This window comes from uncultured Eudoraea sp., assembly GCF_947258925.1.
Classification (GTDB): Bacteria; Bacteroidota; Bacteroidia; order Flavobacteriales; family Flavobacteriaceae; genus Eudoraea.
In genome coordinates, this window is the sequence record NZ_CAMYKG010000004.1 from 112142 (window position 1) to 129781 (window position 17640).

The window sequence follows — 17640 nt, forward strand, 5'->3', positions numbered from 1 at the left end:
GCTCAATTCTTATTATCTTTTTAATGCAAAATGACCTTGTATTTGACCATTACTTTCTGAAATTGCCCTGAACCAATAATCAGAAGAGGGTAGGGGCCTGCCATTAAAACTGCCATCCCAACCATTAGCAGAAGGTTCTATTTGCGCCAATAAATTTCCATATCGGTCAAATATATATATGACGTCTATGTTTATTTCACCGCTTAAAGGGGTTGGAATGAACTGCCAAAAATCATTAATCCCATCGCCGTTTGGAGTAAAGAATTTGGGGAAGCCTTCCAAAGTTAAATCCTGTTCCACACTTTCCTGTGCTATTCCACATCCATTTTTATCTCTGACAAAAACCGTATACGAACCTGCGGGGATATTGTTAAAAACATTACTATCCTGGTAAGGTCCATCTATGTTATTTAAAGCATATTCGTAATTACCAATTCCGCTTGCATCCACGGTAATGTCAATTCCTGTTGGCTGTTCTGTTATCAAAACTGAATTGATAGTTGCTATTTCCGATGATATCACATTGAAGACTTGTGATGAGGGGCATTCTATAGTGCCACTGGCCTGCATTACTGTATTATATGCTTCATACCTGTATTCTCCTGCTTCTGAGAGGGATACCTGTGTACCTCCGGAGATTAGGGTTTCATTTCCAAATTCGTCACGTTTATACCATCTAAAACCTTCCGCCATATCTGTCGATGAAACTGTAAATGGTATTTCATTCTGACAAAAAGAAATTGTGTCTGGGAAGGATATATCCGGATTTATTATGACAAGTTCCCCTGTTACTGAATCAAAATAGGGGCCGCATCCGATTATGGTGGAGAAAGACTCCTGGGTGCAACCAATGGCATCCCCCGCGGCATTAAATGGAATTATGGTAATAAAAAAAGTTAAGTTTGGCTCAAAGTCGATTACAAATGTAGAATTTGTAGTAAAAATAACGTTGTCCAGAACTTCTGCCGTAAAGGGAGAACTGCCAATAGTTACTCTATATCCCACAGCATCAGGTATGTCAGTCCATTCTATTAAAGGTGTAAGGGGTACATTTATGGCTCCATCCAAAGGATTAGTAAGGCTTGTACAACCCGGTGCCGTGGCTATTGTCCCGGTTGTAAAACTTTGTTCCGGACAAGGTGACAGATCACCATTTTCATTATAAGGCGTGATTTGAACAAATATCTCAGTGCTGGGTGAAAAATCCATCGTTGGGTTGTAAAACAGGACATTACCTATGTCTTCATTATTTACAATATTACCTGCACCTGGTACTGTACTAAGGGAAATTCTATAACCTGTAGCAGTGGGAGAATAGTTCCATACAATATTGGCAGCGATATTTACATTGGTTGCACCATCAGCAGGATTGGTAACCGTCGTGCATGCCGGTGGACTGGTAACATCTTCTGTTGTAAAGGATTCACCTGGACATACAACATCAGGAATATCGGCATCAAAAAAGAAAAGTGTTATGCTTACATAAATCTGAGTATTTTCAGGTAAACCGAAAGGAGGAGTGTAAGAAAGGGAATTTCCCAAATTAACCTGATTTACAATATCTACTCCCCCGGGGGTAGTACCGATAGAAATAACATAACCAGGCACACCAACCACAGCATCCCAGGTAATGGTTGAATTCACAGGTACATTTACTGCACCATCAACAGGAGAAGTCAATACCGGGGAATTACAGGTCTGTGCCCAGGTATTAAATGAAAGCCCCAGAACTATCAGGAATAATATGTTGCTTTTAATTAACTTCATTTATATTTTTCAATATCCAATATCAAAACCTTTTATTTTGTGAACAAGCTTATCTTTTTAAGGCGAAATGCCCTCGAATTTCCCTGCCATCTTGCAATATTAATTTAAACCAATAATCAGATGCCGGGAGGATATTACTGCTCGAGGTTCCATTCCATCCTTCATCTCCGGCATCAATTTGAGCTACAATTTTCCCATAACGATCAAAAATTGCGATCAAAGCTTTAGGCTGAAACTGTTCATTTAACCCTGTAATTTGCCAGCGGTCATTTATACCATCGCCATTCGGTGTAAAAAATTTGGGATAGCCCATAACCGATACTTCTTGTTCTGTCTCCCCACAACCATTTGTGTCTCGTACAGTCAGGGTTACAAAACCTGGTTCAATGTTGGAAAAAGTATTCTCGGTCTGGAAGGAAGTACCATCAATAGAGTATTCATACAAGCCTGCTCCCGCGACATCAATTTCAATAGAATTGTTAGTTGAAAAATCAACAATATCAATATTTCTGATAATTGGTTTACTCGAAAGGATAACGGTAAAATCTACACTATTTTCACAGCGGACTTCCTTACCATCGATATTATATAGAAAAGTAGTTTCCAGGACATAGTCACCTCCTTCAGTAAAAATTGCCGTTTGACCTTCTGTAACCAACTCTTCACGGTTATTCAATTGTTGGTACCATCTGTAGGAATTAAAACCTTCAGGACCTTTGATGGGAAGCTCAGTTCCTTCACATAGGATATAGCTTTCTTCCAACGCTAAAACAGGAGATTCCGTAACTACTAATTCTATAATATCCACAGCAGGACATTCTCCGGAATTCTCTATCCGGCTATATATTACAGAACTTTCAGAGACGTAAGGATTTGCTAATTCCTTTTGCTCTAAAAATAGATCTTCCAACGTTTCATAAAACCTAATTTCGTTGGTCGTATAGTTTTCAGCGATGGTTTCAAGGTTAAAGCTGCTCAAAAGGATATCATCGCCGGCAATCTCATCGCAGCCGTAAAAAGGTCCATAAGGACTTGTTGCAATAGTTACCGGGGAAATTTGTAGCTGAAGTTCCCCAAAATAGGTGCATCCCAATATATTTTCAGCTCTGTAATATAGCATCTGGTTAAAAGCGGAAGTGTTCCGATACTCAGAAACATTAGAAATTCTAATGTCGTTATCACGGTTCGAGACACTTTCATAGAAATAAAATGTTATTTCCGGATCATCGTTTATAGTTTCCAAATTAATAGTAGTAATACCATCATTTGAGTTGATAACATCAAAATCGCATAGTTCCAGGGATAGTAGTGGGTCGGGAACAGGAAGTATATTCACCAATGCTTCGCCCAGGATAGGACATGCGGAAGGATTGGGTGTAGTAATTTCCAGGCTATATCGTCCTGAATCGTCCGGGTCAGCATTGGTTGATTCATAAAAATAACCGGTTGTTACCGTTATTGGTAAGCCATCTTTAAACCAGGAATAAGTTGCTCCCGGTATTTCCTCAGCTTCCAGTCTAAACGAATCTCCTGTGCATTTCGCAAGGGTACTACTCCTGGTTCCATCGGAGTTCAGTACCAGTTGTGTTTTACCGAAAAACGACTGAATAAAAGGAGGCAGGCCCTGAGTGGCATTCCCATCTAATTCTATAGCATTGTGTTCATATTCGGAGGCAGCTCCTTTTTCATCCGGAAAATTAATGGCTCCTAAATATGGAGAACCCTGAAAATAATTTGCCGCGATGGTTCTATATATTTTTCCATTATTAGCCATTTGAAGGGCACCCCTGAATATCTCCCTGGAATCTAAAACTACTTCAGAAGCCGAAATATCAGTTTCCGTGAGGTCGTATTGCAGTAGTTGGGATAATTGAGCAGAATTATCCAAAATGTTATTTGAGGAATGCACATATAGATAATTGCTGTTTGGAGAAAATTCAATTCCGTATGCGAATTGATAAGGTGTATTTATTGTAATTCTTTGCTGATTACTAAGCACACCCGTAGTGGCATCGAAATCATAAATAAAGAGTCCGTTAATCACATTGGCACTTGCTATTTTAGTTCCATCTGCTGATAGTTTTAAATAGCCTCTGGGGTCATTGACAAATAAATCATTGAATGTAGTTTTGACAGGAGTGTTTACTACACCTGTACTGTTGATTTCATAGCTATAGAAGGTATTTAAATTTCCAACTCCTCCATTTGCCGATGCCAGTGTAAGAACCCATATTGAATTATCTGAGCAGTCTTTAAGAACTGCCGATATTTTTTCAGAACAGTCTCTTAATAAATTTATATTTTTCTGAATTACAGCGCCCCTCCCATTATTCATTGATATATCTACAACAGAATAATTCAGCCCATAATCGGGATCTGTTTCAGAAATGGTAGTGTCAACAGTAAAAATATAGTACAGATTGGGATCCTGGGGTTTAGGAACGATTAATGCGGACTGTGTGCTTGAAGAGTCGCCATACAAGCCCTGTCCATTTTGCATTATTTCATTTGTTTGGTCGTAAACAGTGATTCCATCAGTATAAAAAAGAAGATTACCAAAAGTATCAGATATTGCGGCACAACCTTCAAAAGTATTTATTTTACCATTTGTAAGGGATGTAACACTACCATCATTATTGAACCGCAAACCGGCCTTATCACCGAAATACCAATTGGAAGCTTCGCCCTGGCCTAAGACTAGAAAGGGGCAAAGTATCAGAAAGAGCAATAGTGTCCTGATCTTTTTCATAGTGTTCTTCCAAACACCACAAGATACTACAAATCTCTCTTTTTAAGCAAAGCGTACGATAAATAGATAAAAATAGCAGTCCAACCAATGACGATGAGTACTTCATGAAAATGAACATGGTAATCAAGCGAAATTTCTTCTCCTATTTGATCGGCAACTGTCTGAACAGCGCTGAGCCTGGAAAATGGTTCTTTAATCAGATTAAACATTGAATTCAAAGGGAAAAAGCCCATGATAGCATCGGTAGTTTCACCATCAAACAATTTCCAGCGAATCATCCCTCTCACAAATCCCTCGAAAACCTGCCATAGAACCAGGAAACCCAGTGCAAAGGCTGATCGCTTCACAAGCATTCCCAGGAACAAACAGAATGAAAAAAATCCAACGAGTTTAACGAAAAAAGCCAACAGAAATTCCATATCAGAAAAAATAATGGAGATTTCATTATAATCGGAATAAATAAGTCCCAGGATCATTGATACTACAAAGACGAAGACTGTGGAAATTAAGGCAAATGAAATGACGGTAAGGAATTTCGACAAGATAAATTCCTTTTTAGAAAGGCCATCGATCAAATTCTGTTTTATCGTTTTATTACTGTATTCATTGGCCATCATGGAGACAATCACTATAGCAAGGAATAGTTTAAAAAAAGCGGTTATAAATGTGTTGAAATGCCAGATATAAGGAAAATTAAAAATCCCCTGTTCTGCTAAATGAAATTTTACCGGCCCTATGTCAAATTTAATGGCTGCAACCAATGCTATTGAAGTGAGAAGTACGAAATAGGAGATAATCAGAATCTTACTTGATCTGTTGTTCCAAAGCTTTATAAATTCTATCTGCAATAACCTTTTCATTATTATTTTTGTTTGGAAAGTTAAACCGTTTGATGTTCAGTCAGGGTAAGGAATTGTTCTTCCAGACTTTCTCTTCTTTTAACCAGATGAGAGAGTACAATCCCCTTTTTGTAGAGTATGTTATTCAGTTCACTTGCGTTCATCTCCTTCTTCAGAAAAGCAGTAATAATTCCGTTTTCTGTCTTAATTTCATCAAAATTTGGATGCTCCTTTAAGAAGTTTATCAATTCCTCATTATTATCTGACTTTAATTCAAAAAATCCAAAACTAGCCAGCATACCGTCAACACGGCCGGAATATAGTTTCGCTCCTTTTCTTAAAATAACCACATGACTGCATACTTTTTCTACTTCATCCAATAAATGCGAAGCAAGAAGTATAGTAGTTCCCTGCGAAGCTATTTTCTTTATAATTTCCCTAATTTGATGTATTCCCTGAGGATCCAAACCATTGGTTGGTTCATCTAAAATTAGAATTTCAGGATCATTTAATAAGGCAGAAGCAATAGCAAGGCGTTGTTTCATTCCGAGTGAATACGTTCTGAACTTGCTGTTCCTCCTTTCCCACAATCCCACTAGTTCTAATTTATCCTTTATGGAGTCTTCCGGTACTTCTTTAATTTTACAGACCAAATTCAAATTCTGTATGGCAGTCATATAGGGGTAGAAATTAGGACGCTCAATTATTGCTCCAACTTTTTTCAGGGCATCATGGGTAGAGATAGTACCATCAAACCAGGAAAAACTCCCATTAGTCGCATTCACTACGTTTAATACTATCCCAAGCGTTGTAGATTTTCCACTTCCATTGGGCCCAAGTATTCCATAAACATTGCCTTTTTCAATTGAAAATGATAAATCCTTAACTGCAGTAAGGTATCCGAATTTCTTTGTAAGATTGTTTACTGTTAAAATTGTTTCCAAATTAGAATGGAGTTTTTGGGTTGCATCTAGTATACTTGACGATTAAATCGTTATTTTGTTACAAAAGCAATGAATTAATAAAATTAGTTATGTCCGGAGAGCGATTAATGTCGAAGAAAAAACCAGCCTATCCCGTAAGTCCAAAGTTGGACGCTTATTTGGACCGGTATAATCGGAAAATTGAAATACCAATTTTTTATGAAGACCTGTTGCGTTTTGCTGGTTCGGTTGTAGTATATGATGACGACGGGGAGGATACGCTATGGGTAAGAGTGTATTACTCCGATTCTGAAAGACTTGAAATTGATCAGAGCCTGAAACAGGTATATTCTATTTTGCATTCTGACGGTAGTGATCGAATCTTCCAATATTTAAATATTGATGCCGTAGATTTTTGCACTTTTGGTAATTCCAGGCCTTTCCGGATTAAGGTGAGGAATATTCTCAATGATAACTTTTTATATTTCTACATTAAAAAAACAGATGCTTCACGAATTTATGGTTTGGAATTAGAACATATGTTATCTCCTTATAACTTAAACTTTTTGGTTCATCAGGATACACTTATAGAGGAGCATATTGCAGGTATACCGGGAGATGTTTTTATTAAAGATATGCTTCCCAATTGTACAGAATCTGAAAAAGCACAATTGGCTAAGGAATTCGTAAAATTTAATGAAAGATGTATGATCAGGCTTTTAGGCGACATGCGATCATATAATTATGTGATTGTTCCAATGCATGATTTTGACCACGTGGTCTATAAAATCAGGGCTATAGATTTTGATCAACAAAGCTTTGAAGGTAAACTCAAGGTGTACCGGCCTCAATTTTTCAAGGAGAACTACATTATGGTTCAAATGGTACAAAACAAGCTTCAAAGAGATTCTGTAGATCAGTATAAGATTGAGGAGCGATCTATAGTAGCAAAGCGGATTATTAGTTCTGGTGACCGAATTAACGAACTGGTGAATATTTGTAAATCTGATGACATTTCACTTCCCGAAAATATTGATACATTGAGCAAGCAGATCTATGAACTAACCCTGGATGTTAATTTCAAGAAGTGCACAACCATGGGTGAATTATTGGATCTAGCGCTTGATTTTGTGAAGCGTAATTATGAGGATGTCAGCATGAAGCAAATCATTGAAAAGAAAATTAAACTGCCTTAAAACTCAGGTTTTTTGTTCTTTGTTAAAATAGACCAGGTAATAATACATCTGTCTTTCTTCATCCCATCCTTTTTCTACAAATCTCTCTGCAGATTCAGGGTTAATAAAATCCATTTTGATCTGTATATTGGTATCTAATTGTATTACATTTTTTATTTTTTTGCGCGTCTCGGACACTGCTTTGTTGGCAATATCGAAGGTTGATACATCTTCGATGCTATACTTTGGGCCTTTCTCTGTTTTATAGTGTTTAAATTCCGGAATAAGATCAGGGTTTTCCAGTACTTCATTCAGAAAATTAGTTTCTTCAAAAGAATCATTTTTTGCAAAATGGTTCACAGCCCTGTTCATAAACATGACTTCCTGTTTTTTATCTTCTGCAGGAAGTACGACGTCTTTAGCAAAATTTTGACAAAATTTCAGATAGTTCTTTGTATAAAAATTGTCATCGGCCAATACATTCACGCCCAGAAAATTCTCTAACCAGTATTTAGCATCATATCTATTACTGTCAATGGATAAAACTTTATAACCTTCTGATTTGTCCACATTGAATATTAGGCAACCTTTGTCCAGCCTATTCAGATTAATTCCTTCTTGAACAAGAAGATTAAGATTGTTGTCGTTTTCGGAAAATTGAAGAAAATCCTGTTTTATTTCACTCTTAAAGATCCCGATAGCATCTGTTTTTTTATTATCCAGAAGTATATCGGTCAAATGTGTAATATAAACTTCACCGCTTTTAATATGGGGATGGTTGGATTGCTCATAGAGATGTTTAGTCAGATTTATTGAGACTTGATGAGCCTTTTCCGGCTCTTCAAAAATTTCAGTGACCAGTTTGTAAACTTCATTGAATTCAAGATCAATTTCGTGAGCCAATTGATAATAATTTTCTTCTTTTTCCCGGAAAGGTTTAAAAAAGTACTCTTTTAATAAACCGGTAGTTTCATCATCCGGGCTATAGGGCGCCTGGGATAGGAACACAGGTTCCGCTTTGCTTTTGTTGCCTACACGGTGAAGTGAAATACATTGAATTTGACAGGGATATAGATTTATCATATTAATTATTGGGGATTTTATTTATGTTTTATAAAATAGGTTCAGAGGTAATCTTTAGGATAGTTAAATAAGGAATTTACGGATATTGGTAATCGAGTACCTGCAACGGCCAAGTTAATTCCAATTTTCGTCAAAATCCAAATCGTCGTAATTATCCAGGGGTTCATCAAAATTAAATGATGTATCAGACTCAAATTTCTTTTCCGGCGGAGCATCAGGTAATTCACCAAAGCTGAATAATACATTTGGATAAGACATTCCATCTTCTTTTTTAACAATATCTGCTAATTCAATAAAAAAGGTCCACATGCTTAAAAAATCATAAACGTAGATAAGCCTGGGCGACTCTTCGGTTAACACTTCTTCCAAGGTAGTTTCGCTCATCAAACGCACATCAGCACCGTTTTCACTTGTATCGAAAAGAGGAATTTCTTCGTCCTGGTTCCATTGCTCATCACATAGGTAGAAAGAAGCCATTTCATTACCTAAAAAACCAAAGGCTTGGGTTATAGCGTTATGAAAATCTTCTAAAGTAGCATGGTGTTCTATTTCCAGATCCCTGAAGATGTCTTCCGGTGTATCCAGGATTATCCTGATTTTATAAATCATTAATTTTCAATTATTGGTGGGGGCAAAGTTAAGAAGTTTTATGACTTCTTATAACTTTTGTGGCTTCCAAAACCAAATAGAATTGAATGCCAAAGAGCAGGGCCGCCAATATTAAATGAAGCGGTTGACTTGCAAATGGAAAATCAAAATAATACATCACAACCCCGGAGACTACTTCAAGGAATAGAATACCTAAAACCCATTTAAATTTAGAAAAGTCCAATTTCTTTTGAGTGATGTAATATGCAAGGGATACATTTACCAGTACAACCAAAATTGAAAAGGAGCGATGAACGTAAAATTGAATTGAGGGATCTTGAAGCCACATAGATTTGTCATTTTCACCAAATAAATCTATCTGGTGGTCCACAAACTGCCTGACTTGCGTTCCCATAACGATTTGAAACAAAGTAATAGCTAATGCCACCCAAAAACCTATTGCTACATTTTTGTCATATGTCCTTTGCAGAGGACGGGTATCTGTAATGAAGAGAAGATATACCAATAATGCTACAATAAATAGGGCCATAACCATATGTATGGTAATTTTTACCGGTTCCAGAACCGAATAAACCACGGTAGCACCTAACCAACCTTGAAAGCCCATGGATAAAACCAACAGCCATGATATTGCGGTTATACCTTTATTCTTTTTCCAATATCCTATTGAAGAGATTGCAAGCACTAAGATGACCAAACCTGCCAGGGCGCCCAAAAGGCGATTTATAAATTCGATCCAGGTATGCCATGGATTAAACTCTGCATAATCGTGTTTGGTATATGTTTCCCAATTAGTGGTGTCAAAAACATCTGAAGTCTTTAAATCTTCTTTTGCAACTTGCAGGGTTTCATTCAGAATAATTACTTGTCCTTTGTTATAATCGTGGTTCGGTTTCCATTCAAGTTCAGATGCTTCAGTAGGAGGTATATAATACCCGAAGCATTTAGGCCAATCAGGACAGCCCATACCACTTCCTGTCATTCGCACAACGGCTCCGGCAATAATCACCAAATAAACCAAAACCAAAGAAATTTTGGCGATTTTTCTAAAATTCTTCTGCATACGAGCTCTATTTAACTAGCAAAATTACTATAATTAAGACAACACAAATTCCTTATTCCTGCTTTTTGTGAAGCCCTAATTCTTCACCTTTTTTTATCATAAATTCATAGGCCGGACCGAATTCATTTGGAATTTCACCTTCCAGAATCGCCTCTTTAATTGCATCTTTTATGATGCCAATTTCCTTAGAGGGCTTTAGATCAAAGGTTTTCATAATTTCCTCCCCACTTATGGGTGGTTGAAAATTTCTAAGGTGATCACGTTCTTCAACCTCAATTATTTTTTGTCTTACAATTTTAAAATTGTTCTTGTATTTTTTTTGTTTCTTAGGATTCTTGGTCGTTATATCTGCTTCACATAATGTCATTAGATCATCTACATGATCACCTGCATCAAATACCAACCTTCTCACAGCGGCATCTGTCACATGATCCTGTGAAAGAATTATTGGCCTGGAGCTCATACGAACCATTTTCTGAACAAATTTCATTTTGTCGTTCAGCGGCATACGTAATCTTTTAAATAATTTAAACACCATTTTAGAACCAACAAATTCATGCGCATGGAACGTCCATCCAATCTTTTTGTCAAATCTTTTGGTAGGGGCCTTGCCAATATCATGGAGCAGTGCTGCCCAACGCAACCATAGATTATCAGTAGTTTTCGAAATATTATCGACAACTTCGAGGGTGTGCCAAAAATTATCTTTATGGCGCTGGCCTTCAACTTCTTCAATTCCTTCCAAAGCAATCAATTCCGGCAGGATATAGGGCAATAATTCAGTATTATATAAAAGTTTAAGACCAATGGACGGCTGATCACATGCCAAAATTTTATTCAATTCATCAATTATCCTTTCTTCAGAAATAATTTTTATTCGTTCCTTATTTTCTATAATCGCCTGAAGCGATTTTAATTCAATATCGAAACCCAATTGAGTAGCGAAACGAATAGCTCTCATCATTCTTAAAGGGTCATCAGAATAGGTAATCGATGGATCCAGAGGAGTTCTTATTAGTTTGTTTTGAAGATCATTAACTCCATTAAGCGGATCTATTAAGTCACCAAAATCCAATTCATTGAGGGATATGGCCAAAGTATTGATAGTAAAATCCCGCCTCTTTTGGTCGTCTAATAGGCTTCCATCTTCTACAATGGGTTTTCGGCTATCTTTCAAATAACTTTCCGTTCTGGCACCCACAAATTCTATTTCCAAGTGGTGGTGTTTTAACATTGCTGTACCGAAGTTCTTAAAAACTGAAACTTTTGGGTTTCCACTTAGTTTTGAAGCAACTTTTTTAGCGAGCTTAATCCCACTACCAACGGCAACAATATCAATATCCTTAGATTTACCCTTTCCCAGTAAAAGATCTCTGACATATCCACCAATTAGATAGCTATCAACGGAAAGTTCCTTTGCCGCTTCAGCAATAGTTAAGAAGATGGGGTCTTTTAAATTGTCTTTGTAATTTATTAGGGTCATAATTTTAATTACTTCCGCATTGAATTGTCAAGCCTGGTATAACTCCCCAACAAGAATGTCTGGAATTTCTGTTTTTTTACTTACGGATAATTTTTACAGTGCCATTATTACCCAATTTAATAATAGAAGAAGGTGATTTAATAGTTGAATTTTTCTCCAAATTTACCACATAGTCTACACCTTTTAAAATCAAATTACTTATTTCTGAAAAATTTCCGGGAGTGGGTTCACCGGCAATATTTGCAGATGTAGAAACGATTGGCCTTTTGAATTTTTGTATTAGTCTTTTACAAAACTTATCTGATGCTACCCTAATGGCCAAAGTGTTATCATCGGCAATGAGGTTTTCTGCAACACCCTTTGGATCGTCATAAATAATGGTTATCGGTTTTTCAGCTATATCCATAATATCGTAGGCAGCCTCGGGGACTTGTTTTACATACTGTTCTAACATAAACTGGTTAGAAACAAGACAAATCATGGTCTTTTTATCAGATCTCTTTTTTAGTCTGAATATCTGATCTACAGCTTCCTTATTGGTTGCATCACAGCCAATTCCCCAAACCGTATCTGTCGGATAAAGTATAAGGCCTCCTTCATTAAGAATGGCAATAGCGTTATCGATTTCTTTTTTGGACATGGAATAGATCGTTAAATGGAATTACTGAGAATTAAATTACGTTTAATGACTTTGATTTTATGCTTGAATATTTTGTTCATGCTTCAACGACTTCCCCAGGGGAAGTCCGATTAAAATGCGTTGGAATAGTCGAAAATATTTAGGTTTTATAATAGAAACCAATCCATAGCGAATGATAAAAAATATTCTTAGCATTTGATAATGAAAATACCCATAATTCTTTCGAATAACATAGAACATGGAAGTTTTGAGTTCAATTTTCGTTTTAATATCCCATGCGGTTTTTTCAACACTCTTACCTTGATAATGAAGATAGGAGGCTGAGGGAACAAAATAGGTCTTCTTCTTACTCTTTTTTAATCGATAGCAAATATCACTCTCTTCAAAATAAAGAAAAATATTAGTGTCAAATCCACCTACTGAATCAAAATCCTCAGCCCTGAAAAACATAAAGCTGCCATTTACATAGTCAACGGGGATTGGCTTTTTATACAATTTTCGCCTGTTAGGTTTAGTTCGCGGAAATACTAATTCCAATATCTTTTTACCAAAAACTTCACGGCCGAAGGAGGTAAAATGATCAAAACTAACTTCCTTTTTTTGGTGTTCATTATAAATTTGCCCTCCACATAAAGCTGCATCTTCAGTTTTTTCCATAAAATCAAAGCAGGTTTTTATGGGATCATTTAATAACAAAGTATCATTGTTTAAAAATAAGTAGTAATTGGCATTCGCAAATTGAACCCCATGCATGTTGCCTCCACCAAAACCGGTGTTTATTCTGCTTTTGTAGAGGGATATTTTTGAATTATTTAAATGGTTGATATAATTTTTTAAAGCCTTATAATCTTCTTTTTTTGAAGCATTATCTACAACAATGATTTCGTAAGTTATCTGGCTTGTGGTGTTTTCCAAAACACTTTGAATACACTTTTGGGTAAACTCCGAAGAATTAAAATTTATTATGATTACGGCTAAATCAAGTTTAGTACTTCTCATCCAATGAATTATCTTTTACAGCCCTTTTACAATACTTATTTAGAAAAATATGTAATTCTTCTTCAAAAAGAATAGGTTTAAAATAAGCATAGAGCGAACGTATTACCTTTTTGATTTTCTTTTTGTTCATATTTACGAATAACTCCGGATGATAGTCATTTAAATGGATAGCAATATTCTGCTCGGAAGAACTATCATGCCATGCCTCTTTAACAATAAAAGGACTGAAAATACAAAATGTGGGTATTCTGAGGGCTTTGGCCATGTTGGCTGCCCCTCCTTCATTGCCTATAAGGGCATCACACTGTGAAAGTATCAGAATATATTCTCTCAGGGAATTTGCGTAAAAATCAAAATTAATCAATGATTTAGAAACTGCATTGCACTGTTCATAAATGGCCCTGGCTTCATGAATTTGATTTGGCAAATAATTAAAAAGTACAATACCTTCAATGTTTGCGCAAATTTTGTCAACAACTTTGGCCATATATTCCGAAGGATAGGTTTTTAGGGCACTACTTCCTAAAATACTTATCATGATTAGTTTCTGTTCAGGAGTTCTTTCTAATTTGCTCACTTTTTGTTTAGCCCGAACAATTTCTTCCTTGCTGAGATATAATTTTGGTGATACAGAATAATCATGCAATTCAGTAACTATTGGATTTAGTAATTGCAATCTGATTTTATTGGCCAGTGAATTTTTACTTTGAGGTATGTCGCTTTCCACTAGGGTGTCAGTATATATCCAGGAAGTATACCACCTGTAATGGGCTATTTTGCGTTTAGCCCTTGCAAAAAATGAAGTAAGGTTACTCTCCAATTTTCCATAAGCATCTATAACAACATCGAAAGACCGGGCTCGAATAGATCTTAAAAACGAATAAAGGGCCATTTTGTCATCGCTATATTCTTGTTTAAAAACGATGATTTGATCTATGTGTGGATTGTTATATAGTACTTGCAGCGTATTTTCGTTAGCTATATAATACACCTTGCTTTCAGGGAAAAAGTGTTTTATGGCACGGCAAATAAGGGTGCTGGCCAATACATCTCCGATCATTTTCTGTTGAATAACGAGAAACTTCATTTTGTCCTCACCTTTCCCGGTATCCTGAGGTTTATGGGAATTAATTTGATGGGCTAATTCTATACAGACTGCGCTATATCGCAGTTGCTTGCACTTAATTCCATAATTGTACAAACGTTCTCCAAGTTCCTCGTATTTATTTTCATCACCTATTCCTTGGTATAAATTATTAACTTTTAGAAAGTCTGTTTTCCATCCCGAGGAATTCTTCCTGTTCCAACTGTATTCTTTGGAAGATGAAGTATTCAATGTGTTTCCAAAAATTCCTCCTGAAGTCTGCGTTTTGGGCTTATTTGTTTTTTCTATGCCTTGATCTTTAAGCCAGCTGATTTTGAAGCAATTTTGTTCTTCAATATCTTTTAGTGTTATGGTCTTAGCTATATTAAACGGCAGTATATATGAGACTGCGGAAATGAATGTCTCCGGTTCCTTATTTAAATAGTGGACTTGCACAAAATCCTCTCTGGGCAGGCAGTCACCTTCCGTTATTATGATATAGTCAGCATTGGATGCTAAAACGGCCTTATTTAATAGGCTGTTTTCCTGAAGGTTACCATCCTCCTGACAAATATGATTTATCGCAAACGAAACTCTGGGTTTTAGTCTACCAATCAATTCTTTTGCAGGGATTCCTGATCCGGCATCGGCAATGATTAAATCGAAATCCATGAAAGTTTGACAATTGAAACCCCAAAGGACCTTCTCCAACAATTTAGTTTGGTTGTTGGTACTGACTATTACACTTACCGAACTCATCTATAATTGATTGTTTTCGCTCTTAGTGCAAATGTAGTTTTTTGCATGCCATATCCAAGATGCTTTCTAAATTAATGCAATTGAAACTTAGTGAGAATGCTTTTAAAGGGTTATAACGCGAAAGTATTTTAAAACTTGAAAAAAGCTGCAAGGGTTTTTGGCTTATTGTTTTCCGTGTCTTATTATTCCATCCCGGAATATGCTAGTATTAAAAGAAGCAGAAGAGAACAAATGTACTTAAGCCTTATCAGGCATGGCCAAATAATACTCAAGGTTATTCTGTAGCTCTAAACGCTTTAATTCTCTATAACGCTCAAGAACACCAAGTGAATCAAGATAACAGATAATTATTCCTTTTTTGCCATCTAAAATTCCAAAACGTAAAATATATCGATGAAAAAATTTCCACGCTGGTTTAAAAATCATATAGAAGTAATTAAATTTCTTTTCTTTGAAAAATGATTCTTTGGCCTTTAGACGCCCATAGCTTAATATTTTCTCTTTATATTCTTCGAAATTTTTGTAGCAGAAATGAATAAGTTTCTCCTTTAAAAAGCCAGAAGTCCCATCTACATTTAGAGTTTCATGAACTAATCTCTCTTCAGAAAATTTGGCTTTACTCTTTCTAAAAAGCCTGTAATTCTTATCTGTTTGCCAGCCACTAAATGATAAGGATTTATTCTGGAACATAAACTTTCTGTAAAACCAATAAGCTGAATGCTCAGGATTAGAGTTAACTGTTTTTAAAATTTCTTTTTTAAGGGTCTTGGAAACAACTTCATCTGCATCCAAAAAAAGAACCCAATCATTTGTTGCCTGGTTTAAAGCAAATGATTTTTGTAGGGTGAAGTTGTCAAACGGATGTTGAATTACCTTAACATTTTCCAGGTTTACCAAATATTCATATGTTCCATCTGTACTAAAAGAATCAACCACAATTATTTCATCTGCAAATCTTATGGATTCGATACAATTTTCTATGTATCCAATTTCGTTGAAAGTAATAATTAAAGCGGTAATTTTTGGTCTGGAACTCCTCATCTTAAAAATGATATGTAGGCATTATTTCTAAATAGTTAACAAAGTTATAACTATAAATGAGAGAAAATATTATCTATGAAGATAAATCTTAAATCATTAAACGGCTACATTATACTCCCTTAGAGCTTCATTAAGGGAAGTTTTTTTGTTAGTGCTTTCTTTTCGAACACCAATAATTAAGGCACAGGATACCTGAAATTCTCCGGCAGGAAATTTCTTAGTATAACTACCAGGAATTACTACGGATCTGGCCGGCACCAATCCTTTTCTTTCTATAGGGGCAGTTCCTGTTACATCTATAATTTTTGTTGAAGCGGTTAGAACAACATTTGCTCCTAAAACAGCCTCCTTTTCAACTCTTACCCCTTCCACTACTATACTTCGGCTACCAATAAAGGCATTATCCTCAATTATGACAGGAGCCGCCTGTAACGGTTCTAAAACCCCTCCGATGCCAACGCCACCACTTAAATGAACATTTTTTCCAATTTGTGCGCAGCTACCTACAGTGGCCCAGGTATCAACCATCGTTCCTTCATCAACATAGGCTCCGATATTAACATAACTTGGCATGAGTATGGTTCCTTTTGAAATGTATGCTCCATGTCTTGCCACAGCATGTGGAACAACCCTAATTCCTTTTTCTTCATAACCTCTTTTAAGAGGAATCTTGTCGTGATATTCAAATATCCCCGCTTCCAAAGTCTCCATCTTTTGAATGGGGAAGTAGAGTACAACTGCCTTTTTCACCCATTCATTAATCTTCCAATCTCTGCCTATTGGTTCCGCGCATCTCAATGTTCCATCATCAATTAATTGAATAACTTCCCGTATTGCTTCTTGTGTTTTAGGTTCTTTTAATAATTCCCGATTTTCCCAGGCATTTTCGATAGTAGAGCGGAGTGTATTCATATTTCATAATAATTTGCGCAAATATAGCAGGTAACGGTTAATAAATCTTTAATTTTTACAGGCATAACAATATATGCCCTATTTTTGCAAAAAAATTGATTTGGCTAGAATTATTGCACTGGATTATGGTAAAGAGCGAACGGGAATAGCGATAACAGACGAGTTGCAGCTCATTGCCTCTGGATTGACTACCGTTAAAACCAAGGACCTACTACCTTATCTAAAGGAATATGTCGCTAATGAGAAAGTTTCCTGCATGGTTGTGGGGGAACCCAAACAATTAAACAATATTCCCTCAGAATCAGAAGTGCTAATTCAAGTTTTTTTGGACAAACTTAAAGCATCCTTCCCATCAATTCATATTGAGCGACAGGATGAGCGATTTACTTCAAAAGTAGCTTTTCAAACAATGATCGAGACTGGAGTAAAGAAAAAGAGACGTCAGAAAAAAGAATTGATAGATGAAATAAGTGCCACCCTAATTTTACAATCATATTTAAACAGAATTAAATAG

General features: G+C 36.2%; 15 protein-coding genes. 2 read left to right on the forward strand and 13 right to left on the reverse strand.

The genetic code is table 11. From position 1 onward, the window contains the following. Positions 1-12: 12 nt before the first annotated feature. Genes Q0X77_RS02150 through Q0X77_RS02165 form a run of 4 tightly spaced genes read right to left on the reverse strand, consistent with a single transcriptional unit; the run spans position 13 to position 6299 of the window. A complete protein-coding gene (locus Q0X77_RS02150) occupies positions 13-1767 on the reverse strand; it encodes a T9SS type B sorting domain-containing protein (RefSeq protein ID WP_297792417.1) in 1755 nt (584 codons plus the stop codon). A gap of 49 nt (positions 1768-1816) precedes the next feature. Then, positions 1817-4516 carry a T9SS type B sorting domain-containing protein gene (locus Q0X77_RS02155; RefSeq protein WP_297792419.1) on the reverse strand — a complete coding sequence of 900 codons (2700 nt, stop codon included), beginning with the start codon at positions 4514-4516 and terminating at the stop codon, positions 1817-1819. A 26-nt stretch (positions 4517-4542) separates the two neighbouring features. Then, entirely contained in the window at positions 4543-5376 is an 834-nt protein-coding gene (locus Q0X77_RS02160; protein ID WP_297792421.1) for an ABC transporter permease, read from the reverse strand. Positions 5377-5396: 20 nt separating this feature from the next. Beyond that, positions 5397-6299, reverse strand: a complete 903-nt coding sequence (locus Q0X77_RS02165; protein WP_297792423.1) for an ABC transporter ATP-binding protein — start codon at positions 6297-6299, stop codon at positions 5397-5399. 89 nt (positions 6300-6388) lie between these two features. Between Q0X77_RS02165 and Q0X77_RS02170 the strand changes: the two genes are divergently transcribed. After that, positions 6389-7474, forward strand: coding sequence for a hypothetical protein (locus Q0X77_RS02170; RefSeq protein ID WP_297792425.1), 1086 nt, complete (start codon positions 6389-6391; stop codon positions 7472-7474). A 3-nt stretch (positions 7475-7477) separates the two neighbouring features. Here the strand turns inward: Q0X77_RS02170 and Q0X77_RS02175 are convergent, their stop codons facing one another. The 9 genes from Q0X77_RS02175 to Q0X77_RS02215 all read right to left on the reverse strand — a co-directional run bounded on the left by Q0X77_RS02175 (position 7478) and on the right by Q0X77_RS02215 (position 17126). Further along, a complete protein-coding gene (locus Q0X77_RS02175; RefSeq protein ID WP_297792428.1) occupies positions 7478-8536 on the reverse strand; it encodes a nucleoid-associated protein in 1059 nt (352 codons plus the stop codon). 114 nt (positions 8537-8650) lie between these two features. Further along, entirely contained in the window at positions 8651-9145 is a 495-nt protein-coding gene (locus tag Q0X77_RS02180; protein ID WP_297792430.1) for a hypothetical protein, read from the reverse strand. Between the two features lie 28 nt (positions 9146-9173). Next, entirely contained in the window at positions 9174-10208 is a 1035-nt protein-coding gene (locus Q0X77_RS02185; protein WP_297792432.1) for a heme A synthase, read from the reverse strand. A 52-nt stretch (positions 10209-10260) separates the two neighbouring features. Then, a complete protein-coding gene (locus tag Q0X77_RS02190; RefSeq protein ID WP_297792434.1) occupies positions 10261-11691 on the reverse strand; it encodes an HD domain-containing protein in 1431 nt (476 codons plus the stop codon). 76 nt (positions 11692-11767) lie between these two features. Then, the gene (locus tag Q0X77_RS02195; protein ID WP_297792436.1) at positions 11768-12331 is read right to left on the reverse strand and encodes an L-threonylcarbamoyladenylate synthase; all 564 of its coding nucleotides are present in this window, start codon (positions 12329-12331) and stop codon (positions 11768-11770) included. 57 nt (positions 12332-12388) lie between these two features. Next, positions 12389-13330 carry a glycosyltransferase family 2 protein gene (locus Q0X77_RS02200; protein ID WP_297792438.1) on the reverse strand — a complete coding sequence of 314 codons (942 nt, stop codon included), beginning with the start codon at positions 13328-13330 and terminating at the stop codon, positions 12389-12391. Continuing rightward, a complete protein-coding gene (locus Q0X77_RS02205; protein WP_297792440.1) occupies positions 13317-15173 on the reverse strand; it encodes a glycosyltransferase family 9 protein in 1857 nt (618 codons plus the stop codon). Before Q0X77_RS02205 ends, Q0X77_RS02200 begins: the two co-directional genes overlap by 14 nt. Positions 15174-15410: 237 nt before the next feature. Next, positions 15411-16214 (reverse strand): glycosyltransferase family 2 protein, encoded by an 804-nt coding sequence (locus Q0X77_RS02210; protein ID WP_297792442.1) that lies wholly within the window; start codon positions 16212-16214, stop codon positions 15411-15413. 96 nt (positions 16215-16310) lie between these two features. Further along, positions 16311-17126, reverse strand: a complete 816-nt coding sequence (locus Q0X77_RS02215) for a 2,3,4,5-tetrahydropyridine-2,6-dicarboxylate N-succinyltransferase (RefSeq protein WP_297792444.1) — start codon at positions 17124-17126, stop codon at positions 16311-16313. A 100-nt stretch (positions 17127-17226) separates the two neighbouring features. On the opposite strand from Q0X77_RS02215, the gene ruvX reads away from it, so the two are divergent. Continuing rightward, positions 17227-17640: a Holliday junction resolvase RuvX gene (ruvX, locus tag Q0X77_RS02220; RefSeq protein ID WP_297792446.1), complete on the forward strand. Its 414-nt coding sequence runs from the start codon at positions 17227-17229 to the stop codon at positions 17638-17640.

Excerpts from the sequence above, each read along its gene's own strand:
- Q0X77_RS02185 (WP_297792432.1), bottom strand. The coding sequence starts at position 10,208 with ATGCAGAAGAATTTTAGAAAAATCGCCAAAATTTCTTTGGTTTTGGTT.
- Q0X77_RS02180 (WP_297792430.1), bottom strand. The coding sequence starts at position 9,145 with ATGATTTATAAAATCAGGATAATCCTGGATACACCGGAAGACATCTTC.
- Q0X77_RS02205 (WP_297792440.1), bottom strand. The coding sequence starts at position 15,173 with ATGAGTTCGGTAAGTGTAATAGTCAGTACCAACAACCAAACTAAATTG.
- Q0X77_RS02155 (WP_297792419.1), bottom strand. The coding sequence starts at position 4,516 with ATGAAAAAGATCAGGACACTATTGCTCTTTCTGATACTTTGCCCCTTT.
- Q0X77_RS02190 (WP_297792434.1), bottom strand. The coding sequence starts at position 11,691 with ATGACCCTAATAAATTACAAAGACAATTTAAAAGACCCCATCTTCTTA.
- Q0X77_RS02210 (WP_297792442.1), bottom strand. The coding sequence starts at position 16,214 with ATGAGGAGTTCCAGACCAAAAATTACCGCTTTAATTATTACTTTCAAC.
- Q0X77_RS02160 (WP_297792421.1), bottom strand. The coding sequence starts at position 5,376 with ATGAAAAGGTTATTGCAGATAGAATTTATAAAGCTTTGGAACAACAGA.
- Q0X77_RS02150 (WP_297792417.1), bottom strand. The coding sequence starts at position 1,767 with ATGAAGTTAATTAAAAGCAACATATTATTCCTGATAGTTCTGGGGCTT.
- Q0X77_RS02170 (WP_297792425.1), top strand. The coding sequence starts at position 6,389 with ATGTCCGGAGAGCGATTAATGTCGAAGAAAAAACCAGCCTATCCCGTA.
- Q0X77_RS02175 (WP_297792428.1), bottom strand. The coding sequence starts at position 8,536 with ATGATAAATCTATATCCCTGTCAAATTCAATGTATTTCACTTCACCGT.
- Q0X77_RS02215 (WP_297792444.1), bottom strand. The coding sequence starts at position 17,126 with ATGAATACACTCCGCTCTACTATCGAAAATGCCTGGGAAAATCGGGAA.
- Q0X77_RS02195 (WP_297792436.1), bottom strand. The coding sequence starts at position 12,331 with ATGTCCAAAAAAGAAATCGATAACGCTATTGCCATTCTTAATGAAGGA.
- Q0X77_RS02200 (WP_297792438.1), bottom strand. The coding sequence starts at position 13,330 with ATGAGAAGTACTAAACTTGATTTAGCCGTAATCATAATAAATTTTAAT.